Annotated in this window: 19 protein-coding genes; 13 read left to right on the top strand and 6 right to left on the bottom strand. The window is 54.2% G+C overall.

Features of this window, described 5'->3' with window-relative positions; translation table 11 throughout:
* Positions 1 to 200: 200 nt before the first annotated feature.
* From tldD to TH19_RS15200, 11 genes are all read left to right on the top strand, one after another.
* The gene (tldD, locus tag TH19_RS15250) at positions 201 to 1634 is read left to right on the top strand and encodes a metalloprotease TldD (RefSeq protein WP_114103212.1); all 1434 of its coding nucleotides are present in this window, start codon (positions 201 to 203) and stop codon (positions 1632 to 1634) included.
* Between the two features lie 267 nt (positions 1635 to 1901).
* Positions 1902 to 3371 carry a tetratricopeptide repeat protein gene (locus TH19_RS15245; protein ID WP_114103211.1) on the top strand — a complete coding sequence of 490 codons (1470 nt, stop codon included), beginning with the start codon at positions 1902 to 1904 and terminating at the stop codon, positions 3369 to 3371.
* Between the two features lie 2 nt (positions 3372 to 3373).
* Positions 3374 to 4810: a FecR family protein gene (locus TH19_RS15240; protein WP_114103210.1), complete on the top strand. Its 1437-nt coding sequence runs from the start codon at positions 3374 to 3376 to the stop codon at positions 4808 to 4810.
* A gap of 31 nt (positions 4811 to 4841) precedes the next feature.
* Positions 4842 to 7124: a CHASE2 domain-containing protein gene (locus tag TH19_RS15235; RefSeq protein WP_114103209.1), complete on the top strand. Its 2283-nt coding sequence runs from the start codon at positions 4842 to 4844 to the stop codon at positions 7122 to 7124.
* 33 nt (positions 7125 to 7157) lie between these two features.
* On the top strand, positions 7158 to 8258 hold the full coding sequence (locus tag TH19_RS15230) for a threonine aldolase family protein (protein WP_258547983.1): 1101 nt from the start codon (positions 7158 to 7160) through the stop codon (positions 8256 to 8258).
* Between the two features lie 116 nt (positions 8259 to 8374).
* Positions 8375 to 9394, top strand: a complete 1020-nt coding sequence (locus tag TH19_RS15225) for a threonine aldolase family protein (RefSeq protein WP_114103207.1) — start codon at positions 8375 to 8377, stop codon at positions 9392 to 9394.
* Between the two features lie 408 nt (positions 9395 to 9802).
* A complete protein-coding gene (locus TH19_RS15220; protein ID WP_114103206.1) occupies positions 9803 to 11410 on the top strand; it encodes an ABC transporter substrate-binding protein in 1608 nt (535 codons plus the stop codon).
* Positions 11411 to 11529: 119 nt separating this feature from the next.
* The gene (locus tag TH19_RS15215) at positions 11530 to 12540 is read left to right on the top strand and encodes an ABC transporter permease subunit (RefSeq protein ID WP_114103205.1); all 1011 of its coding nucleotides are present in this window, start codon (positions 11530 to 11532) and stop codon (positions 12538 to 12540) included.
* A 14-nt stretch (positions 12541 to 12554) separates the two neighbouring features.
* On the top strand, positions 12555 to 13478 hold the full coding sequence (locus TH19_RS15210; RefSeq protein WP_114103204.1) for an ABC transporter permease subunit: 924 nt from the start codon (positions 12555 to 12557) through the stop codon (positions 13476 to 13478).
* A gap of 3 nt (positions 13479 to 13481) precedes the next feature.
* A complete protein-coding gene (gene dppD / locus TH19_RS15205; protein WP_114103203.1) occupies positions 13482 to 14483 on the top strand; it encodes a dipeptide ABC transporter ATP-binding protein in 1002 nt (333 codons plus the stop codon).
* Positions 14483 to 15478, top strand: coding sequence for a dipeptide ABC transporter ATP-binding protein (locus TH19_RS15200; protein WP_114103202.1), 996 nt, complete (start codon positions 14483 to 14485; stop codon positions 15476 to 15478). The genes dppD and TH19_RS15200 overlap by 1 nt, the downstream gene beginning before the upstream one ends.
* Positions 15479 to 15575: 97 nt before the next feature.
* Here the strand turns inward: TH19_RS15200 and TH19_RS15195 are convergent, their stop codons facing one another.
* From TH19_RS15195 to TH19_RS15180, 4 genes are all read right to left on the bottom strand, one after another.
* Positions 15576 to 16223, bottom strand: a complete 648-nt coding sequence (locus TH19_RS15195; protein ID WP_114103201.1) for a LysE family translocator — start codon at positions 16221 to 16223, stop codon at positions 15576 to 15578.
* Between the two features lie 81 nt (positions 16224 to 16304).
* On the bottom strand, positions 16305 to 16808 hold the full coding sequence (locus TH19_RS15190) for a cupin domain-containing protein (protein ID WP_114103310.1): 504 nt from the start codon (positions 16806 to 16808) through the stop codon (positions 16305 to 16307).
* 109 nt (positions 16809 to 16917) lie between these two features.
* Positions 16918 to 17430, bottom strand: a complete 513-nt coding sequence (locus TH19_RS15185; protein WP_114103200.1) for a copper chaperone PCu(A)C — start codon at positions 17428 to 17430, stop codon at positions 16918 to 16920.
* 66 nt (positions 17431 to 17496) lie between these two features.
* Positions 17497 to 17961 carry a DUF2946 family protein gene (locus TH19_RS15180; protein ID WP_114103199.1) on the bottom strand — a complete coding sequence of 155 codons (465 nt, stop codon included), beginning with the start codon at positions 17959 to 17961 and terminating at the stop codon, positions 17497 to 17499.
* A 107-nt stretch (positions 17962 to 18068) separates the two neighbouring features.
* Here TH19_RS15180 and TH19_RS15175 point away from each other — a divergent pair, with 107 nt between their 5' ends.
* Positions 18069 to 18548 carry a DUF2867 domain-containing protein gene (locus TH19_RS15175; RefSeq protein ID WP_114103198.1) on the top strand — a complete coding sequence of 160 codons (480 nt, stop codon included), beginning with the start codon at positions 18069 to 18071 and terminating at the stop codon, positions 18546 to 18548.
* Positions 18549 to 18610: 62 nt separating this feature from the next.
* Here TH19_RS15175 and fumC read toward each other — a convergent pair whose 3' ends face one another.
* Together fumC and TH19_RS15165 are read right to left on the bottom strand one after the other, a co-directional pair.
* Positions 18611 to 20002, bottom strand: a complete 1392-nt coding sequence (gene fumC, locus TH19_RS15170; RefSeq protein WP_220151748.1) for a class II fumarate hydratase — start codon at positions 20000 to 20002, stop codon at positions 18611 to 18613.
* Between the two features lie 161 nt (positions 20003 to 20163).
* Positions 20164 to 20955, bottom strand: a complete 792-nt coding sequence (locus TH19_RS15165) for a DeoR/GlpR family DNA-binding transcription regulator (protein ID WP_258547987.1) — start codon at positions 20953 to 20955, stop codon at positions 20164 to 20166.
* Between the two features lie 273 nt (positions 20956 to 21228).
* Here TH19_RS15165 and phnD point away from each other — a divergent pair, with 273 nt between their 5' ends.
* On the top strand, positions 21229 to 22164 hold the full coding sequence (gene phnD, locus TH19_RS15160; protein ID WP_258547982.1) for a phosphate/phosphite/phosphonate ABC transporter substrate-binding protein: 936 nt from the start codon (positions 21229 to 21231) through the stop codon (positions 22162 to 22164).
* Positions 22165 to 22246: the final 82 nt, after the last annotated feature.

Genomic DNA, 22246 nt, shown 5'->3' with positions numbered 1-22246 from the left:
CTTTCATAATTGGCCATTGCGGTCTATATAAAGCGTTCGGGTCAATATTCTTTTGCGATCCGAACAGTACCTGTATAGACGAAGGTCGAAGGTGACAGAAACCCCGAAAACGTAAGGGAAAATACTGTCATGTCGCTATTTTGTCATATGGGGAAACTCATTTGCTCTGGCTGAATAATCTCGGCCCCCAAGGAGGTTCCATGACCGATCTTCGCACCACTGATAATCTGTTTTTCGCCAAGGGTGATCTTGATCGCGACCGGCTTGAATCACAGGTCAATGACGCGCTGGGCGCGGCCGAAGACGGGGAACTGTTCCTTGAATACCGCCAATCGGAAAGCCTCGTCTGGGATGACGGACGCCTGCGCAGTGCGAATTTCGATACGGCACAGGGTTTCGGCCTGCGTGCAGTTGCCGATGAAGCCACCGCCTTTTCCCATTCCAACGAACTGTCCAATGATGCGGTTGCCCGTGCAGCCGAAACCGTCAAGGCCGTTGGTTCGGGCCGTTCAGGCAAAGTCGATCTGGGATCGATTGGCACCAATGTGTCGCTTTATTCCGATGTGAACCCGCTGGGCGAAGCCACGTTTGAGGCAAAAGTCGACCTTCTGGCACAGATTGATGCCTATGCCCGGTCGCGTGATCCCCGTGTTGTGCAGGTATCCGCATCGATTTCGGGCAACTGGCAGGCCGTGCAGATCTGGCGTTCGGGCGGGCAACGTATTGGCGACATTCGCCCGCTGGTGCGCTTTAACGTTTCGGTCGTCGTCAAGCAGGGCGACCGCATGGAATCCGGGTCGCATGGCGAAGGCGGCCGCATTGGTTATGACGGCTTCTTTGACGAGAAAACCTGGAAGAAGGCGGTTGATGAATCGCTGCGCCAGGCCATCGTCAATCTTGATTCTGTTGCAGCACCGGCAGGCGAGATGACCGTGGTGCTTGGCCCGGGCTGGCCCGGTATCCTTCTGCATGAAGCCATCGGCCACGGTCTTGAGGGCGATTTCAACCGCAAGGGAACCTCCGCCTTTGCCGGTCTTTTGGGCCAGCGTATTGCCGCACCTGGTGTCACCGTTGTTGACGACGGCACCATCAATGATCGCCGCGGGTCGCTGTCGATTGATGATGAAGGCACCCCGACCCAGCGCACGGTTCTGATCGAGGATGGTATCCTTAAGGGCTTTATGCAGGATCGCCTGAATGCGCGCCTGACCGGCGTGAAATCGACCGGCAATGGCCGTCGTCAATCCTATGCCCATGCCCCGATGCCACGCATGACCAATACCTATATGCTCGGCGGCGACAAGGAGCCGGAAGAAGTTCTGGCATCTGTCAAAAACGGCATCTATGCCGTCAATTTCGGCGGCGGTCAGGTCGATATCACGTCGGGCAAGTTCGTGTTCTCGGCATCCGAGGCCTATTTGATCGAAAACGGCAAAGTTGGCGCACCGGTCAAGGGCGCAACCCTTATTGGCAATGGCCCTGATAGCCTGACCAAGGTTTCCATGATCGGCAATGATATGGAACTTGATAACGGTATTGGTACTTGCGGCAAGGATGGTCAGGGCGTGCCGGTTGGTGTCGGACAGCCGACCTTGCGCATTGATGGTCTAACGGTCGGTGGAACGGCGGTTTAACACCGTCGGCCCACATTTGGATGGAAAACTATACCTATCTAATTCTAATAAATTATCGGCAGGTATGAATAGCCTACCCTTAGGTGCACCCCACACCTAATCGGGTGAATGGCTTCCATCTCAACCAGAAAGCCCATAGTCTTTAGGAAGTTAGCCAAAGAATATTTTGGCTGCGCATATCATTGCGTGCGATAAACAATTTAAACGAGCAAACTTCAATTGATGGGCCGGTCTGATCAGACCACCTGTATGGACTAGGGGAATGGTGTGATCAAAAGATCATGGCAGCGTTGGACGGCGGGGGTCGCTGGTCTGGCAATTGTGACATTGGGGGCAACAGGCGCATCTGCACAGCAAAGTGTTGATGTTCGTACAAACGAAGCCCGCCAACTTTCGGACGATTATGCACGTCTGACCGATATTATTGACCGCTCCAACCTTTTGATGCGCACTGATGACGGTGGCGACATCACATTTGCCGACATTCTGACCAATCCCGATGATGTCGTACTGAATTTCCGCTGGGCCAAGGCCCAGCTTGCACGCGGTGATGTTCGTGGTGCGTCGGCAACATTGGAACGCATTCTGGTTCTTGAACCAGATCTTGCAGTCGTTCGGCTTTATTACGCGATTGTCTTGTATCGCCTGGACAGCTTGGACGAAGCCCGCACGCAGTTTGAAGAACTGCAAAAGATGAATGTAACGCCAAGTGTTGCGGCCGAAATTTCCAGTTATCTTGCCGCCATCGAACGTCGACGCAAACGCCTGAGTCAAAGTATCACCCTGACGCTCGGCAGCCAGATTGACAGCAACCGGAACGCTGCCCCCTCTGACAAGCAGCGACTGGTGACCGGAACACTGAACAATATCACCGCAACCCAAGACCTTCCCCAGAACGATATCTCCTATCTCGGGGTGCTGCGCTATGATCTGAATTACGATCTTGGATATCAGGAAGGTCACGAAGTTTTTGCAAGCGTGACCGGCTATATGAGCGACCAGGTACAACTTGATTCACTTGATCTTGGATCGTTTTCGACCGATATCGGGGCACGCATCCGGGGCGGATACTGGGTTTTGACCCCGACAGTCGGTCAAACAGTTCAATCCCTTAGCCGCGAAAAATATCTGACAGCCCGGACAGGACGCCTGCGCATGGACTGGAATGTGCGCCCGTTCTTCAATCTTAACGGCGATGTCAGCTATTCTGATGAACGCTATCAGAACACCACGGAATCTAGTGCCTTGCGCCTGCATTCCGGGCAACGTTATGGCGCACGTGTCGGCGGCAATTACAGTTGGTCACCTGCAAACCGGACAACGGTCAACCTGACTGGTGGCAAGAAGAACGCCGCACGCAATTACTACAGTTATGACAACATGGGCACAGAAGTGATCCACGCCTATCTGTTTGGTGGCGGCAGCTATATCAGCGGCAGTGTCCGATACAATGTCGACCAATACCGCGAGGCCGATTATCTGGTAACCGGCAATTCTCCACAACGCCGCATGGATCGTTCGATCCGTACGCGTTTGACCTATGGTGCGCCGCTTGGTGCCCTTTTGCCCGATAATTTGTTTGGTGACAGCGAAACCGCAAACCAGATTGTTGATTTTCTGGCCCCGATCAGCTGGTCGATCACCGGCGAATATCTCGATACCAATTCCAATATCCCCAATTATGAATACCACAATGCACGCGCACAGGTGTTCCTGACACGACGCTGGGAGTTTTAACGATGCCACACGTGACAACCATCCCCACGCAGCCAAAAGCGAACAATCGACTGGCACAAAGATTGATGTTTGGTGCTGCGTTAATCGCAACCGCGGGTCTGACCACTCAGCAGGCAAACGCAGAAGTTCAGGCCGAGATGGCCGGTGTATCTGCCGCCGTTGTCGGTGAAATCACCCTTGCGAAGGCAGGTGACGGTATTGGCGTTCTGGTCGAAAGCGGGATGCCGGTTTATCTTGGCGACCGTATCACCACATCCCCCAGCGCCGGCATGCAGATTTTGCTGCTTGATGAAACGGTATTTACCATCGGCCCGGATAGTGACGTTGCCATCGATGAATTTGTCTATGACCCTGTAACCGGCGACGGTCGTATTGTGGCCGATATGGCACGCGGGGTGATGCGTTTCGTCACCGGTAAAATCCCGCTAAACAATCCATCAAGTATGGATGTCAACCTTCCCGTCGGCTCCATCGGTATTCGCGGAACCATCGGGCTGATCCGATCCATGACGGCCGATCAGGCCAACCAGATCATCCCGGGCAGCTTTGACACATCCGATCCGGAATCTGGAAATCAGCCGGTTTTCATGGCTGTTAACCAGGGGCCAGGGTTGTCGCGTAACGACACAACATCCCGCCCGGGTGCCTTTGCCGCCTCCAATCCAAACGGCAATTCGCAAAGTGTAACCGGCGAGAATTTCGGCGTGTTTGTTTCGGGTAACGCCGTCACCCCGCCGGTTCGTTTCCCGCCAAGTGCCGCAACCTTTGACTTTTCAACCAATGTCACAAGAACCACATCAAATTCCGGCAGGAACTCGAATTCAGGAAACAATTCAGGTTCAGGAAGCAGCGGCAGTTCGTCTTCTGGCGGTTCGGGCGGCCAGCAAGTGGCCCTGAACTCCCAACAAACCGGACAGGCATCGAACCAGACCGGTGCGACGGGCGCGCAATCATTTGGGCTTGCCATCGCCCAAATCAACAATACCAATAGCGGATCCAATTCGACTGAAACGACGTCAATTCTGAATAACAATACCGAGAACACCCCAAATACCGGGAGTGGTTTCACCTATGATGCCCTTCGCACAATCACCAGCGGATCGGCAACAACTGGCGTAATCCCGGTTTGGGGAAGTCAGCTTTCTTATAACTTCAGCACGACCGTCGATTACGCGAACAGAAGAATCGATATTGATTTTACGGGTGTATCAGAGGGCATGATTACAGACGGATCGGCATCGATCTCGCAGTTTGATTACAGCTCGATCAATGGGAGCGTGGCCTTCAAAGGCAACGATTTCACATATAACGAAGACTGTGGCACATTGGGCTGTTCCGCCGATGTTACCTTCAAGGATGCAACCAACGTCGATTTCTCGCTGAAAACGGACGCTGTACCGGAAGGTGAAGGCTCTTCCGACACATTGACAGAACAGTAATTTGGCTCATCCTACAAGTAGATAGAGTTTGATGCGTCTCAGCAAATCAGGCCTTTCAACCGGACTGCAGTATCTTGTTCCACTGGCCATTCTGTTCACCTTTATCGTCTTGCGGTGGCAGAATGTGCCGGTTGTTGATCAACTGCGCCTGACGCTGTTTGACGTTTATCAGCAGATTGCCCCGCGCCAATATGAAGATGTCGGGGTGCGGATTGTTGATATCGATGAACATAGTCTTGAAGAACAGGGCCAGTGGCCCTGGCCCCGCACACGTCTTGCCCAGTTGCTTTACAAACTGCGCGCATCCGGTGCCGTCGTGGTTGGCTTTGATATGGTGTTTGCCGAACCGGACCGGACATCGCCATCGCGTGTGATTGCCGATTGGCCGCAATCCCCGGAACAGGACCAGATTTCTGAACTGGCAAAGCAGCTTCCCGATCATGACCAGCTGTTTGCGCAATTCATCGCAGGCACCGGCAATGTCGTTACCGCCGTTCAATTGCGCAATGGGGCATTTGAAGCCCTGCCCCGACAGGTTGGCAATTTCAGTGCTGCAGGCGAAGCCGGTCGTGTTCTTTCTGATTTCGTTCCTGTCCTGCCAAGTGCGGCAAAAAACCTTGATGTCATCGAAGGGGCCGCAACGGGAAATGCCCTGATCAACGTTTCCCCTGAACAGGACGGCATTGTCCGCCGTGTGCCGCTTCTTGCTGCCATTGACGACGACCAGCCGGTAATTGGCAAGCCGGTTTATCCGACCCTGACCGTCGAGATGTTGCGCGTTCTGCAAAATGCGCCCAAAACCATGCTTGTACGTATGTCCGGTGCAAGCGGCAGTGCGCGCTGGACCAACTCCGAAGGGATTGCCTCTGTTCGGGTCGGCGCAATTACGATCCCGACTGACCATGCTGGCAATATGTGGGTGCATTTTACCGGCCACCGACCGGATCGTTATCTTTCGGCGACCGATATTCTGGATGGTACGATCCCGGCCGAAACGCTGCAAAACAAGATGACAGTGGTTGGCACCAGCGCAGCCGGGCTGCTTGATTTACGATCATCCCCGCTTAACCGTGTCATCCCGGGGGCGGAAATCCATGCCGAGATGCTTGAACAGATGCTTCTCGAACATTTCCTGACCCGTCCTTATTGGGCCGCAGAAATTGAAATGCTGAGCCTGTTGCTGGTGGGCTTGTTTTTCATCATTGCCGTTCCCCGACTTGGCGCAATCTGGCCTGCAATCATCGGCCTTGGAATTATCGCGGGGGCTCTTGGTGTTTCCTGGTGGGCCTATACCGACAAGCTTCTTTTGATTGATCCGCTTTATCCGATTGTGTCGCTGATTGCGGTTTACCTTGCCACAAGTTCACTGGGCTTTATGCGCACCGAGGGCGAACGCCGTCAGGTCCGTGCGGCTTTTGCCAACTATTTATCACCGGCCCTTGTCGAACAGCTTGCCCAGCATCCGGAACAATTGAAGCTTGGTGGTGAAACCCGCGACATGACCTTGATGTTCTGTGATGTCCGTGGGTTTACGTCGATTTCTGAAGGGTTCAAATCCAATCCGCAGGGCCTGACACAGCTGATCAACCGGCTGTTGACGCCACTGACCGAATGCATTCTCGATCGGGAAGGCACCATCGACAAATATATGGGCGACTGCATCATGGCCTTCTGGAATGCGCCGCTTGATGTTGAACGCCATGCTCATCGTGCCTGCGATAGTGCCCTTGCCATGTTCGAAGCCCTTGATGTTTTAAATGCCGAACGCCTTGAAGAAGCCAACCGGGATGGTCAGGTCTTCCTGCCGCTGAATATCGGGATCGGGATCAATTGCGGTGAATGCCTTGTCGGCAATATGGGATCAGAGCAACGCTTTGATTACTCGGTCCTTGGCGATGCGGTGAACCTGGCATCCCGGCTTGAAGGCCAATCAAAGAATTACGGTGTGAATATCGTTCTGGGCGAAGATACGGCCCAGCGGGTCGAAGAAGATTTTGCAACGCTGGAACTTGATCTGATTGCGGTTAAGGGCAAGACCGAAGCTGTTCACATCTTCACCCTTTTGGGTGCCGGGACCCTTCGTTCATCGGATGCCTTCACAACCTGTCAGACGCTTCACGTTCAGATGCTTGATGCCTATCGCAGCCAGAAGTGGGATTTGGCCGAAGACCTGATTGCGAAATGCCGCGAAGCATCGCGCGATGTTGGTGCCCTTTCAGAACTTTATGACATGTATGTCGAACGTATCGCGACCTTCCGCGAAGCCCCTCCGCCCGCGGAATGGGATGGCGTGTTTGTGGCAAACAGCAAATAGCGGTACTTGCCAAAAGCGCCGAAGCACCACACTGTGACACTGGAACGTCCGTTCCTGAAATCCGCCATTGCAAAATGCTTCCTGCGCCCCACCGTGATCACGAGGCCACCACCGATGAATTTCTCGTCCGATAACGTTACGCCGATTTGCCCCGAAATTCTTGCCGCCATTGCCGCTGAAAGTGACAGTGCTGCGTTGCCCTATGGGGCAGATGACAAAAGCCAGCAACTTGATGCCGCGTTTTCAGAACTGTTTGGAACAGAAGTCTGCGTGGTTCCCGTCGCAACCGGCACAGCCGCCAACCTTGTCGGACTTTCGGGACTGGTATCACCGTTCGGCGGGATCGTTTGCCATCATCACGCCCATATCAATATGACGGAATCAACCGGTGTGGCTTTTTATGGTGGCGGTGCCAAACTGCTTGGCATCGACGGACCATCGGCGAAGATCGAGGCCGGTATTCTCGATACCTACCTTGGCAAGCATGTCTCGAACGGGATGCATTCGGTGGACCCGGAATGCGTTGCCATCACCCAGACGACAGAATTCGGAACGGTTTATGGCGTTGATGAAGTTCAGGCGATTGGCAAGGTCTGTCGAAAGCACGGAATGCGTCTGTTTATGGATGGGGCGCGCTTTGCCAATGCGGTTGCGACACTTGGTTGTCATCCGGCGGACATTACCTGGAAGGCCGGTGTCGACGTGCTGAGTTTCGGGGCAACCAAAAACGGGGCACTGGCAGTTGATGCCATCATCCTGTTTGATCCGAAACTGCGCCGCCATACCGAAAAAAGCCGTAAGCGCGGCGGACATCTGTTTTCAAAGCACCGTTACCTTGCCGCACAGCTTCTGGCCTATTTGCAGGATGATCTTTGGCTCCGTAATGCAAGGCACGCCAACGACGCGGCAAAAGCCCTGCAACACAGCCTTGAAAGCCTGGGCGCAGAGGCCGCCTTCACGCCCCAGGGCAACGAGCTTTTCATTCGCATGAATGACAAGCTGGCCCAACGGCTTCGTGATGCCGGATTGGTGTTCCGTCCATGGGCGTCTATCGGACCGGATGCCTATCGTTTTGTCTGTGCCTGGAACAGCCCGATTGATGTGATTTCAGCCCTGCCACACACCGTTGGCTAAAGGGGGCTGTTTGCCCTGATCGGCCGGTATGTGTGATAAAGAACCCAATATTGCCACAGCGGCGCGAACCATAGCGTTTCCACGCCCAACGCCCCCGTTAATTTGCGAGAAAGACGATGAATTTTGCCTCTGACAATGTGTCCCCCTTTTGCCCCGAAGTCCTCGAAGCGCTGAGTGCCGAAGCCAGTCACAATGCTCCGGCCTATGGCGGTGATGACATCAGTCAGCAGCTTGATCGTGCCTTTTCCGAAATGTTTGATACGGACGTCGCTGTTATCCCCGTTGCCACCGGCACGGCTGCAAACTGCATCAGCCTGTCCGCCCTTGTCACCCCGTATGGCGGTGTTGTCTGCCATCACGAGGCCCATATCAACGAGGATGAAAGCACCGGCGTTGCATTTTTCACCGGCGGGGCAAAGCTTCTTCCGATGGATGGTCCGACAGCCAAACTCGAAGCCGATGCCCTTGATGCCTTTATTTCCGGTCAGGTAAATCGCGGCGTGCATTCCGTTGCACCCGAATGTGTCGCGATCACCCAGGCGACCGAACTGGGCACGGTTTATACTCCGGCCGAAGTCGCCGCGATCGGGGAGGTTTGCAAGAAACATGACCTTCGCCTGTTCATGGACGGGGCGCGCTTTGCCAACGCGGTTGCCCATCTCGATTGCCGTCCGGCCGATATCACCTGGAAAGCGGGTGTGGATGCCATCAGCTTTGGCGCAACCAAGAACGGGGCAATGGCGGTCGATGCCATCGTGTTGTTTGATACGGCCCTGAAATCACGCGTTGAACAAGCCCGGAAACGAAGCGGCCATTTGCATTCCAAGCATCGCTATCTTGCGACCCAGCTTCTGGCTTATGTCAAAAATGATGTCTGGTTAAAGAACGCGGCCCACGCCAATCAGGCAGCCACCGCACTTGCCAACATTCTTGTTGAACACCGTGGGACACTGGCCCATCCGGCCGATGGCAATGAACTGTTTGTCAAACTGGCCCCGGAACTTGCCGACAGATTGCGTGCTGCCGGCGTGCTTTTCCATGCTTGGCCGTCACTCGGCGCTGATATCTATCGGTTTGTTGCGGCATGGAACACGGATATCGCGCAAATCTCTACCCTGAAAAACACCCTTGGGTAGTATCTCGGGGCTTTGACCGGGGGACGAATCAAACGAATCATTAAAATTCAACGGATTATGAATCGTTTAAATGCACATCCGAACTCAGTGATATGCAGTCCCGAAGGTCAGAGCCCCGAAAAAAATGCACATCACCCATACGCAAATGTGCAGGTAAATTTCATAAAAATAACAAACACTTGACATAAATTCATCAATCGCTGTGCGCGTGCACCCTACGTAGAACCACGCAGCAAACATTGACGATACGTAGAAACCCTGATTATTTTCCCTCGTCGATTGCCAACATAGATACCTGTTGGATCGGGTAAACCCCGTCCGTTCCAATATGACGTTGTCAAACATGACCTGCACAAGATCATGTGGACAGCATTCAATTGTTCGGACCAGCCTTGAGGGAGGCATTTAATGAAAGCGAATTTCGTCAAGGTGGCGATTGGTGCAGGCCTGCTTGCTGCCACTGCACTTTCTGCTCCGACCGCCGCTTCGGCAAAAACTCTGGTATATTGCTCGGAAGGTAGCCCGGAAGGCTTCAACCCGTCGCTTTACACCGCAGGTACCACGTTCGATGCGTCCTCGCGTCAGGTTTTCAACCGTCTGGTACAGTTCAAGCGCGGCACCACCACCATCGTTCCGGGTCTTGCGACCAGCTGGGACGTTTCGGCTGATGGTCAGGAATATACCTTCAACCTGCGCAAAGGCGTGAAGTTCCACACCACCAACGACTTCACCCCGACCCGCGATTTCAATGCTGATGACGTGATCTATACCTTCATGCGTCAGTTTGACAAAAATCACCCGTATCACGGTGTATCAGGCGGCTCGTACGAGTACTTCAACGGCATGTCGATGCCGGACCTGATCAAAGACATCGTCAAAGTTGACGATTACACCGTTAAATTCGTTCTGAACCGTCCGGAAGCTCCGTTCATCGCCAACATGGCAATGGACTTCGCATCTGTTCTGTCGGCTGAATATGCTGACAAGATGATGGAAGCCGGCACGCCGGAAAACGTTGACCTGAACCCGGTCGGCACCGGTCCGTTCCAGCTGGTTCAGTACCAGAAAGATGCGGTTATTCGTTACAAGGCATTCCCGGAATACTGGGAAGGCAAAGCTGCAATCGACAACCTGATCTTTGCCATTACGCCGGACAGCACTGTTCGTTATCAGAAGCTGAAAGCTGGCGAATGCCATGTCATGCCGTATCCGAACCCGGCTGACCTGACCGAAATGGATGCAGATGCATCCATCAACCTGATGAGCCAGGAAGGTCTGAACGTTGGTTACCTCGGTTACAACACCGAGAAAGAGCCGTTCACCAATGTGAAAGTGCGTAAGGCACTGAACATGGCGATCAACAAAGACGCCATCATCGAAGGTGTTTATCAGGGCGCTGGCGCTGCTGCCAAAAACCCGATTCCGCCGACCATCTGGTCTTACAACAACGACACCGTTGATGATCCGTATGATCCGGAAGCAGCCAAAGCCATGCTGGCAGAAGCTGGTTACCCGGACGGCTTCACCACTGACATCTGGGCCATGCCGGTTCAGCGTCCTTACAACCCGAACGCACGCCGTATGGCCGAGCTGATTCAGGCTGACTGGGCGAAAATCGGTGTTCAGGCCGAAATCGTTTCCTACGAGTGGGGCGAATACCTTGATCGCACCAAAAAAGGTGAACAGGGTACCTTCATGCTCGGTTGGACCGGCGATAACGGCGACCCCGACAACTTCCTTGCAGTTCTGCTTGGTTGTGACGGCGTTGGCGGTTCGAACCGCGCTCGTTTCTGCAACGACGAATTCGAACAGCTGATTCAGCAGGCTAAAACCACTTCGGACGTTCTCGAGCGTACCCGTCTGTACGAAGAAGCTCAGCTGGTCTTCAAACGTGAAGCACCGTGGGCAACCATCGCACACTCGATCGTGTTCGAACCGATCCGTAACGAAGTTGTTGACTACAAGATCGATCCGTTCGGCGGTCACATCTTCTATGGCGTCGATATCAAAGAATAAGACGACCTGAAACCTTGTCGAAGAGGCCCGGTCTTCCGGGCCTCTTTGCAATTCCGCAATAGAGAGAGACGTCCACCCGTGTCCTGTCCGCGCGTGGATGCACAAAAAGGCCCGATGGCATGCTAGGATTCCTGTTTCGCCGTTTGGGGGACATCATCCCGACCTTCTTCGGTGTCACCCTTCTGGTATTCTTCCTGATCCGCCTCATTCCCGGCGACCCGATATTGATGCTGGCCGGTGAACGCGGCGTTGATGCAGCACGATACGCAGAACTTCAGGCACAATACGGCTTTGACCAACCGATTATCGTCCAGTATTTCGACTACCTGATGGGTGTATTCCAGGGTGATCTGGGCAAATCGTTTGTCACCAAAAAACCTGTTCTTGATGAATTTCTGGTGCTGTTCCCGGCAACCGTCGAGCTTGGCCTGACAGGTATCCTGTTTGCCGTATGCTTTGGCGTTCCGTTCGGCGTCCTTGCGGCCATCAATCGTGGAAAATGGATCGATCACCTGACCATGTCAGTTTCCCTGACCGGGTATTCGATGCCGATTTTCTGGTGGGCACTTCTTCTGATCATGTTCTTCTCGACCACGCTGGGCTGGACGCCGGTTTCCGGGCGACTGTCGGTGATGTATTACATCGAGCCGACCACCGGCTTCATGTTGATCGACACGCTTCTCAGCGACGAGAAAGGCGCCTTTATCAGTGCGCTTCGGCACATGATCCTGCCAACCATTGCACTTGGCACCATTCCAATGGCCGTGATTGCACGTATGACCCGTTCTTCGATGCTTGAAGTTCTGGGCGAGGAATATATCCGCGTTGCCCGCGCCAAGGGCCTGTCGCCGCTTCGCGTGATCATGGTCCACGCACTTCGCAATGCCCTTATCCCGGTGATCACGGTTATCGGTCTTCAGGTGGGTGTATTGCTTGCAGGTGCGATCCTGACCGAAACGATCTTTTCCTGGCCGGGTATCGGCAAGTGGATCATCGAAGCCATGAACCGTCGCGATTATCCGACCATTCAGGGTGGCATTCTGATGATTGCCTTCCTGGTCATGGGCGTAAACCTGATCGTCGACCTTCTGTACGGGGTTGTTAATCCCCGTATCCGTCATAAACGCTAAGGGGACTGCGAAAGATGAGCGAGAATACTACCCCGTCCGCAGCCCCGGCAGCCAACGTCGCCGAGCCGATGGGCGCACCGCCCAGCCCGCTGCGTGAAACCTGGGACTATTTCCGTAAGAACCGTGGTGCCTATGTCGGTCTGATCGTGATTGCGATCATTCTGTTCCTGGCCCTGACCGCACAGTGGATTGCCCCGTATGATCCGATTGCACAGGATCGTACCGCATTCCTCAAACCGCCAATCTGGATGGATGGTGCTGATCCGCGCTACATTCTTGGCACCGATGCGGTTGGTCGCGATATCCTGTCGCGCCTGATCCACGGCGCACAGCTTTCGGTTTCGATTGGTGTGTTCGTCGTGATCCTGTCGATGATTGCCGGTATCGTTCTTGGCATGGTTGCCGGTTACTTCCGCGGTTGGGTCGAAGTCGGCATCATGCGTCTGATGGACATCATGCTGGCCCTGCCCAGCCTGATCATGGCGCTTGCGATTGTCGCCATCCTCGGCCCGGGTCTGGAAAATGCCATGCTGGCAATCGCGATTGTCCAGTTGCCGCATTACGTGCGTCTGACCCGTGCATCCGTCGTATCCGAACTGAACAAGGAATATGTCATCGCATCGCAGATTGCCGGTGCCGGACATGTGCGCCAGATGTTTGTGAATATTCTTCCGAACTGCATGGCACCGCTGATTGTTCAGGGCACTCTGGGTATTTCGAGTGCGATCCTTGATGCTGCTGCTCTTGGCTTCCTTGGCCTTGGTGCACAGCCGCCGCTGCCGGAATGGGGAACCATGCTGTCCGAAGCCCGTGAATTCGTGGGTTCGGCATGGTGGGTGATCACCTTCCCCGGCCTTTGCATCCTTGTCACCGTGCTTGCCTTCAACCTGATGGGTGATGGTCTGCGCGATGCCCTTGATCCCAAGATGAAACGGTAAGTCATGGCTCTTCTCGAAGTAAAAAACCTGACAGTCGAGTTCGGCTCCGAAGACAAGCCGTTTCGTGCTGTTGACTCAGTAAGCTATTCCATTGATCGCGGTGAAGTTCTTGGCATCGTCGGTGAATCGGGTTCCGGTAAATCGGTATCCTCGCTGGCTGTCATGGGCCTGATCGACTTTCCCGGTCGTGTCACCGCAGATGCCCTGACCTTTGATGGTCAGGACCTTCTGGGTATGCCTGCCAAGCGTCGTCGCGAAATCACCGGCAAAGACATCGCCATGATCTTCCAGGATCCGATGTCGGCCCTTAACCCGTGCTTCACGGTCGAAGCCCAGATCATGGAAGCCCTTAAGGTCCATGAAGGCGGCAGCAAGAAGCAGCGCCGCGAACGCACGCTGGAACTTCTTAACCAGGTCGGCATCCCCGATCCGAAGTCGCGCATGACCGCCTATCCGCATCAGTTGTCGGGTGGTATGAGCCAGCGTATCGTCATTGCCATGGCGATTGCCTGCAAGCCGCGCCTTCTGATTGCCGATGAGCCGACCACGGCACTGGATGTCACCATTCAGGCCCAGATCATTGATCTTCTGCTGAAATTGCAGGAAGACAGCGATATGGGACTGTTGCTGATCACCCACGATCTGGCACTGGTGTCCGAGGCCGCCAACCGCATTCAGGTCATGTATGCCGGTCAGCTGTTTGAAAGTGGTCCGGCCGACAGCATTTTCTCAGCACCACGTCATCCCTATACGCAGGCCCTGCTTGAAGCATTGCCTGAACGTTCCGAGGGCCATGACCGTCTGCGCACCATCCCCGGCGTTGTTCCGGGTCAGTATGACCGCCCGGCGGGCTGTCTTCTGGCACCGCGTTGCCGTTACGCCAATGAAAGCTGTGTTGCCGCACGCCCCGAAGTCAGTGACTTCAACGGACGTGATGTCCGCTGCTTCTATCCGCTAAATGATCAGGGCCAACCGACCGGCCTGAACACCGGGGGGACTGTATAATGAGTTTTCTGGATACCAAACCCGGTGTTCCGCTTCTGGAATCCGATAACCTTGTCCGCCATTACGACGTTAATCGCGGTTTTGGCAAACCCGGTGCAACGGTCAAGGCGCTTGATGGCGTGTCCTTCACGCTTGAAGCCAAGAAGACCCTTGCAGTGGTCGGGGAATCGGGATGTGGCAAATCAACACTGGGCCGTCAGCTGACCCTGATTGAAAAACCCAGTGCCGGTGAACTGAAAATCAACGGCAACACGGTTGGCAATCTGTCGGACAAGGAAGCCAAACTGTTCCGTCGTACGGTTCAGATGATCTTCCAGAACCCTTATGGTTCTTTGAACCCGCGCAAAAAGGTCGGTCAGATTCTGGCCGAGCCGGTTTTGCTGAACATGGATCACCTTGGTCGCAAGGAACGTGAAGAACGCGTTCGCGAGACCATGGCAAAGGTCGGCCTGCGCCCGGAATTCTTCCAGCGCTATCCGCACATGTTCTCCGGCGGGCAGCGTCAGCGTATTGCGATTGCCCGTGCGCTTATTCTTGAACCGAAAGTCATCGTTGCCGATGAACCGGTTTCGGCCCTTGATGTGTCGGTCCAGGCACAGGTTTTGAACCTGATGATGGACCTTCAGGAAGAGATGAATGTCGCATATGTATTCATCTCGCATGATCTTTCTGTCGTCAGACATATTGCAGATGACGTCATGGTGATGTATCTCGGTCGCGTTGCTGAAAAAGGACCGACCGAAGAGATCTTCGCCAAGCCGCTGCATCCCTATACACGGGCGCTTCTGGCATCGGCACCAAAGATTGACCCGGCACATCGCGTAAAGGCAGAACCGCTTACCGGCGAATTGCCTTCACCGATCAACCCGCCATCGGGCTGTGCGTTCCATAAACGCTGCCCGTTTGCGACCGAAGAATGCGCAAAGGTTCGTCCGGAACTGCGCTCATTCGAAGGCCGCGAGGTGGCGTGCCATCGGGTCGAAGAAATCGCCTGAGAACAGGTGATCACCCGGATGTCCGGGTAGACAAGGGAGCAAAGGGGCGCGCTTTAACGAGCTGCGCCCCTGCGCATTTCTGCAAGACTTTCCGAATTCAGGCCGTCGTCCGTGACCGGTCCGTCAAGGCAAGCAACACGCCAGCCGCAACCAGAAGCGTTCCCGACACCCGGTTAAGCACCCGCATGTGGCGCGCGGATTTGATGAAGCCCTTCACCTGCCCGCCAAGCAGGCCATAGGCCAGCAACACGCCGCTTTCCATAATGATGAAGGTAATCCCCATCGTCGAAAACTGCGGCCCATAGGCCACCGCCGGGTCAAGAAACTGCGGGAAGAAGGCGGTAAAGATAAGGATCGCTTTGGGATTTCCAATGGCGGTCAGAAATTCGGTCTTGGCCAGTTTGTATGGACCGGGATTAACCATCAACGCCGTTTGACCACTGGTATCTTCGGTATCATTGACCTTGGCAAACCAGCTTTTGATGCCAAGCCAGACCAGATAAACCGCGCCAACCCATTTGATCACGAAAAAGGCGGTTTCACTGGCCGCAAGCACGACGCCAAGCCCGGTCGCCGTGACCGCAATCATCAGGGCAAAGGCGACAATCCGGCCAATACCGCCCACAGCAGCAGACGATACGCCATAGCGCGCGCCATTAAACATCGCCAAAAGATTATTGGGGCCGGGTGCCATCGCCAACGCGATTGCCGCCCCGGCAAAAAGAAGCCAGGTGTCGAACTGCATGGGGCTATTCCTGTATATCGGGGTTTCCGGTCGTCAAAGCCGCCAACCCCGAGTTGGTAACAGGACGATTTCGCCTTAAATTCAGTCGCGCGTCAATGCCGCAATCATTTCCGATGCGGCGGGCCATTTGGCACTTAGCGTTGCACGTTTTCCCATCGAAAAATCGGCAAAATCAAAGCCCGGGGCGACAGTGCATCCCAGCAGGGCAAACTTTCCGCCCGGCTTCAGGCGCGCGCCTTGCCAGACATTTTTAGGAACGATCACCTGCGGCTTTTGCCCGGCCATAAGGTCGGTTCCGATTTCCACACGTTTATGCGTGCCGTCATCAAACAATTGCAGCTGTTCAACCGGGTCGCCCATATAGTGATGAAAAATCTCGTCGCTGGTCAGGATATGCATTCCCGAAAAGGTATCGGGTGTCAGCAAATAATAAATCGCCGTTCCGGTACTGCGCACACCAAGATACCGGTTGCCGGGATTGCAGGTTTCAAAGGCGCGAAACGTTTCGGCGTAAAATCCGCCTTCGGGATGGGGTTGCAGTCCAAGCTTGGCAATCAGATCGTCGATGGAGATGTTTTCATTCATGGCGTGTTCCCTCTGACCAACGGCGATTATGTTGCTGCCCATCATGACGAAAAAAGGGGAAAGGCGCAAACCTTCCCCCTCTTAAAATTTACAGTGCCGCGAGCCTGACTTAATGGGCGCTATGGTCCATTTTACCGTGTTGGCCGTCGCCATGTTTCATGTCACCGTGATCCATACCGGCCGGCCCTTTGGCCTTTGAATCCAGAACATGGATCATCACCGGAACGTCACCGGCCTTTTCAAATTCAAGGGTGACATTGACCATCTCGCCTTCGGTCAGTGGCTTGTGCAGACCCATCATCATCACGTGATAGCTGCCCGGCTTGAACATCACTTCGCCATGCATCGGAACATCAACGCCGCCTTCGACCTGACGCATCTTCATGACGTTGTTTTCCATGATATGGGTGTGAAGTTCGGTCTTGTCGGCAAGATCACTGTGCACACCGACAATACGGTCAGCCATGCCGTTATTTACGACCTTGAAGAAGGCCGCCCCATTGCGGACCTGACCAAGGGAAGCCTTGGTCCAAGCATCCTTGATTTCAATGTCAGCAGCAAAGGCATTGGTAACGATAAACAGCGACGCCACAGTCGCAACAATAGCAAACAGCTTTTTCATGGAGTTTCATCCGTCTTTTGCCCGCATCTTGCGGGTCTGATTTCAATGATAATTCAGGTTTGAAAATCAGATGACGGCTGGCGGCGCCCGGGAATGACGCACACGGGGCATGTCATGCCCGGTAATAATGCCCGGCACCTTGGCAAAGCGGATATCATGAACAACCGCAACCGGCGCCACATCGGGCACATTAACGGCAATCACCGCCCCATGATGGGTTGCGCAAAGTGAACAGAATGCGTGACCGGCAAGTGGTGGAACATCGGCCGGAACTTTGCCTGCGTTCCCGTTCGCCAAATCGACCTTTTTGATACCGCCCGGCGTACAAATCAAAAGAACATTGCCACCGGGATAGATATCAGCAGCACTGGCCTGGCTGATGCCGGTTCCATGCCCTGTCAGCAATGCAGGGATCAAGCCCGACTGCGTTACCCCGGCAAGCAGGATCACAAGCGCCATCACCCATGTCTGAACGACACGGCGGGTCGACATTTCGCGATATTTGCGATTATGGCGCTGGGTTGAGAACATCTGGCAGATATGCCCGAATTAATCATCACCTGCAATGATATTGATCATTGCAACGAAACGCTTATCGCGCAACTATCCGGCGACTTTTACATTGCGGAACAAATGATATGCGCCACCGTGCTTCTATGCGTCCCGTTGCCATTCCCCACCCTGCCATGCCCGAAGGTGATTGGGGGGATTGCTTTTCGATCACCACGTCTGCGTCCGGCCTTACCCCTGAAATCGCTGCCCGACAAATTATGGGGTCACGACCCGACTGGGTTGTTCGACTGATGTTGATGCGCGATTTTCTGATGCGGCCGTTCGGGTTGAAATCGGGAATGCATGAACCCGAAAACCCCGACGTAATCGGCATTTTTCCGGTTATTACGCGGGATGAGACATCGATCATACTTGGCCTAAATGACCGGCATCTGGATTTCCGGTTGGTGATTGAACTTGAACCAGCCGGAAATGATCAAACGCAAATCCACACGACGACAATCGTCAAGCGCCACAACATATTTGGTCGCCTTTATCTGGCAACCATTACGCCGTTCCATAACCGGATTGTCCCCGCCATGCTTAACTCGGCATATGCGGCGTAAATGAAAAAAGGCCGGATAACAATTATCCGGCCTTCCAACGCGTCACGACACGCATGATCTGATCAGATCATATCCCGTGCCTGTACCAGTTCATCAAACTTCGCCCCGTCAAGGAAGCCAAGCGCAATGCAGGCTTCTTTCAGGCTGCTGCGATCCTTGTGGGCCTTTTTGGCGACGGCTGCGGCATTGTCATAGCCAATATGCGGTGCCAAGGCAGTCACCAGCATCAGGCTTTGTTCAACATAGTGATCGATCTTTTCCTGATCAGCTTCGAGCCCGACCACACAGTTATCGGCAAAGCTGACAGATGCATCGGCAATCAGGCGTATTGATTGCAGCAGGTTATAAATGATCACCGGCTTGAACACGTTCAGATCAAGATGCCCGTTTGATCCACCAACCGTCACCGCCACATGGTTGCCCATGACCTGTGCGCACACCATCGTCAGCGCCTCCGCCTGGGTCGGGTTGACCTTGCCTGGCATGATTGATGATCCGGGTTCATTGGCCGGAAGAACGAGTTCACCCAGACCACAACGCGGGCCTGAACCCAACAAGCGAATGTCATTGCCGATCTTCATCAGGGACGCGGCAAGCACGTTCATGACACCCGACATTTCGACACAGGCGTCATGGGCGGCAAGGGCTTCGAACTTGTTTTCAGCTGTGGCAAAAACAAGCCCGGTGATATCGGAAACCTGTTTGGCGAATTCAACGTCAAACCCTTTGGGGGCGTTCAATCCTGTCCCAAGGGCAGTGCCCCCCTGTGCGAGTTTACGCAGACGTTTAAGGGCATCATCAACCCGGTCCAGACCAAGGGCTATTTGCGCGGCATAGCCGGAAAATTCCTGCCCCAGGGTCAGCGGGACCGCATCCTGCATATGGGTACGACCGATTTTCACAATATCGGCAAATGCGGTAACTTTGTCTTCCAGTGCCGAACGCAAATGGATCAAAGCCGGTTTCAGGGTCTTTTCAATTTCAACCACCGCTGCGATATGCATCGCTGCCGGGAAACTGTCATTGGATGACTGACCACGATTGACATGATCATTGGGATGGACCGGATCGCGCATACCCATCGGCTTGCCAAGGATTTCGCAGGCCCGGTTGGCGATCACTTCATTGGCATTCATATTGGTCTGTGTACCCGACCCGGTTTGCCAGACAACCAGCGGGAAATGATCAAGCAGTTTGCCATCGGCAACTTCGCGGGCGGCACTTTCAATCGCCTCGGCCAAATCCGCATCGAGATTGCCAAGCGCGGCATTGGCCCGTGCCGCAGCCAGTTTTTGCACGCCGAATGCCTTGATCAGGGCATCGGGCATCCGTTCGCCACCAATACGGAAATTCTGTTTTGAACGCTGGGTTTGCGCCCCCCAATACCGATCGGCGGGCACCTCGATTGCGCCCATGGTGTCTTTTTCGGTACGGGTGGTCACTTGATTGGTCACGATAGATATCCTCCGTGTCAGACGTCAAACTGACCGGGGCGGGAAACCCGGTGCAACAGTGCAGTGGATTATGGTTATGAACTGTTGCCCGGAAATATGGTTCGGATCAATGATGAAGGCAAATGCAAATAAGATTTGTTTGCATTTATTGCTTTTGGCACCTAGCCAACCTCTTCCATATGTTGCTGCCAGGCCAGCAATCTGATGCCTGCCCGCTCCAGCTGCGATGCGATTTCCGGTGCTGGCGGACGATCCGTAATGATCCCGGTCAGGGCTTCAAGCGGTGCGATATTTTCAAGATACCGCTGATCAAACTTGGTGTGATCAACCATCAACCATGTTTCATCGGACCGTTCCATCATCGCACGTTTAACGGCAACTGCCCGGCGGTTCACATCGCTGAATCCCTGTCGCGATATGCCCGATGCCCCGATAAAGGCGATATTGGCGTGGAAGCGGCGCAAATATTCGACTGTATCCGTGCCATAGACCGCATTTTCACGCCGATCAAACTGCCCCGGACACATCAAGACGTCATCATAATCGACAAGATCAGCCATCCCCTGAACCACCGCATAGCAATTGGTCAGAAAGGTACGCGGCAGGTTGCTGCGCCGTGCGGCAAGGAACGGGGCGATCTGTGCCACTGTCGATCCGGCATCAATCATCGCAACATCACCCGAACGCACCATATCAGCGGCCAACATGCCAATGCGTTCAAACCCGGCGACCGCCGACATTTGCCGCGCAGCAAGGTCTGGCTGATGCCCCATCGGTCGGGCCGAGGCACCGCCAAACTCGCGTTTGATCAGGCCTTCTTCGCTCATGGCATCAAGGTCACGGCGAATTGTTTCTGTTGCCACATCGAATCGCTCGGCCAATGTGGCAACTCTCACATGGGGATGGACCTGCAATTCATGCAGGATGCGCTGTTGCCTTTCTTTTTTTCCCAAACGCAAAACCGCATCCCTCCTGAAATTTGGCTATTTTCATGACGATGACAATATTCTAGCAATAGCGGCTGAAATCTTTTGTTACAGTTTTATGTTGATTTCTCAACTTTTCCGAACCCATAATGTTGTTAAAAGCAACAATAAAACCAACAAAACCACATCATAAATGGCCGAAAGCCAGCGTTCACAGGGAAGAAAGGTTCAGTAGCCGTGTTTTCAATTCCGAAAAAAACTGACGTTTTAAAACTCACCACACTGCTTGCTGCAGTTGGTATGTTTGGTTTCACCGCCAGCCCGGCGGCTGCTGCTGATGATTGCATCGCACGTGGCGATCTTGACCAGCTTTATTGCGACATGGACGGCGATCTGGTTGCTGATGCGCCGGCTGCTGATCAGCTTGTCGATCCGGACACCCTTGTCTTTGCATATACCCCGGTCGAAGACCCGGCTGTTTATGCCGACATCTGGGAACCATTCCTTGAGCATCTTGAAAAAGTAACCGGCAAGGATGTTCACTTCTTCGCCGTTCAGTCGAACTCGGCCGAAGTTGAAGCCATGCGTTCCGGTCGTCTGCATGTTGCAGGCTTCTCGACCGGCCCGACCCCGTTTGCAGTTAACCTTGCCGGTGCAGTACCGTTTGCCCTGATGGGCGGCGATGATGACCGTTTCGGTTACACCCTTCAGCTTTACACCCGCGTTGACAGCGGCATCAACACCGTTGCCGACCTTAAAGGCAAACGCGTTGCGCATACTTCGCCGACCTCGAACTCTGGCAACCTTGCACCGCGTGCCCTTCTTCCGGGTCAGGGCATTGTTCCGGATCAGGATTACGAAGTTGTCTATTCCGGCTCGCACGATCAGTCGATCCTTGGCGTCGTTGCCGGCGACTATGATGCGGCCCCGGTTGCCTCCGAAGTTGTCGAACGTATGGCCCAGCGTGATCTGTATGACCCGAAAGAAGTCAAGATCATCTATGAAAGCAAGCGCTTCCCGACCACTTCGTTCAACTATGCCTATAACCTGAAGCCGGAACTGGTCGAGAAGATCAAGGAAGCCTTCTTTACCTTCGACATGAAGGGCACCGCCCTTGGTGAAGAATTCAAAGGCGTCTCGAAATTCATTCCGATTACCTATCAGAATGATTGGGCGGTTATTCGCGAAATCCAGGCTGCAAACGGTGTCAAATACACCTCTGACAACCTGAAGTAATTCGCTTCTTTCAATTGACGAAAACATCACAGGGCCCGGTTCTCCGTGGCCCTGTGTCGTCTCCCATTCAAACCGGGGTAAC

Origin of the sequence: Thalassospira profundimaris (assembly GCF_003326675.1) — a bacterium.
GTDB lineage: Bacteria > Pseudomonadota > Alphaproteobacteria > Rhodospirillales > Thalassospiraceae > Thalassospira > Thalassospira aquimaris.
This window is presented reverse-complemented; position numbering and strand designations above follow the sequence as displayed.

What these genes read in the sequence shown, in the direction of transcription:
- TH19_RS15180 (WP_114103199.1), bottom strand. Translation starts at nt 17,961, where the DNA reads ATGTTCTCAACCCAGCGCCATAATCGCAAATATCGCGAAATGTCGACC.
- tldD (WP_114103212.1), top strand. Translation starts at nt 201, where the DNA reads ATGACCGATCTTCGCACCACTGATAATCTGTTTTTCGCCAAGGGTGAT.
- TH19_RS15225 (WP_114103207.1), top strand. Translation starts at nt 8,375, where the DNA reads ATGAATTTTGCCTCTGACAATGTGTCCCCCTTTTGCCCCGAAGTCCTC.
- TH19_RS15190 (WP_114103310.1), bottom strand. Translation starts at nt 16,808, where the DNA reads ATGAATGAAAACATCTCCATCGACGATCTGATTGCCAAGCTTGGACTG.
- TH19_RS15195 (WP_114103201.1), bottom strand. Translation starts at nt 16,223, where the DNA reads ATGCAGTTCGACACCTGGCTTCTTTTTGCCGGGGCGGCAATCGCGTTG.
- TH19_RS15175 (WP_114103198.1), top strand. Translation starts at nt 18,069, where the DNA reads ATGCGCCACCGTGCTTCTATGCGTCCCGTTGCCATTCCCCACCCTGCC.
- TH19_RS15185 (WP_114103200.1), bottom strand. Translation starts at nt 17,430, where the DNA reads ATGAAAAAGCTGTTTGCTATTGTTGCGACTGTGGCGTCGCTGTTTATC.
- TH19_RS15240 (WP_114103210.1), top strand. Translation starts at nt 3,374, where the DNA reads ATGCCACACGTGACAACCATCCCCACGCAGCCAAAAGCGAACAATCGA.
- TH19_RS15215 (WP_114103205.1), top strand. Translation starts at nt 11,530, where the DNA reads ATGCTAGGATTCCTGTTTCGCCGTTTGGGGGACATCATCCCGACCTTC.
- phnD (WP_258547982.1), top strand. Translation starts at nt 21,229, where the DNA reads ATGTTTGGTTTCACCGCCAGCCCGGCGGCTGCTGCTGATGATTGCATC.
- TH19_RS15210 (WP_114103204.1), top strand. Translation starts at nt 12,555, where the DNA reads ATGAGCGAGAATACTACCCCGTCCGCAGCCCCGGCAGCCAACGTCGCC.
- TH19_RS15220 (WP_114103206.1), top strand. Translation starts at nt 9,803, where the DNA reads ATGAAAGCGAATTTCGTCAAGGTGGCGATTGGTGCAGGCCTGCTTGCT.
- TH19_RS15200 (WP_114103202.1), top strand. Translation starts at nt 14,483, where the DNA reads ATGAGTTTTCTGGATACCAAACCCGGTGTTCCGCTTCTGGAATCCGAT.
- dppD (WP_114103203.1), top strand. Translation starts at nt 13,482, where the DNA reads ATGGCTCTTCTCGAAGTAAAAAACCTGACAGTCGAGTTCGGCTCCGAA.
- TH19_RS15235 (WP_114103209.1), top strand. Translation starts at nt 4,842, where the DNA reads ATGCGTCTCAGCAAATCAGGCCTTTCAACCGGACTGCAGTATCTTGTT.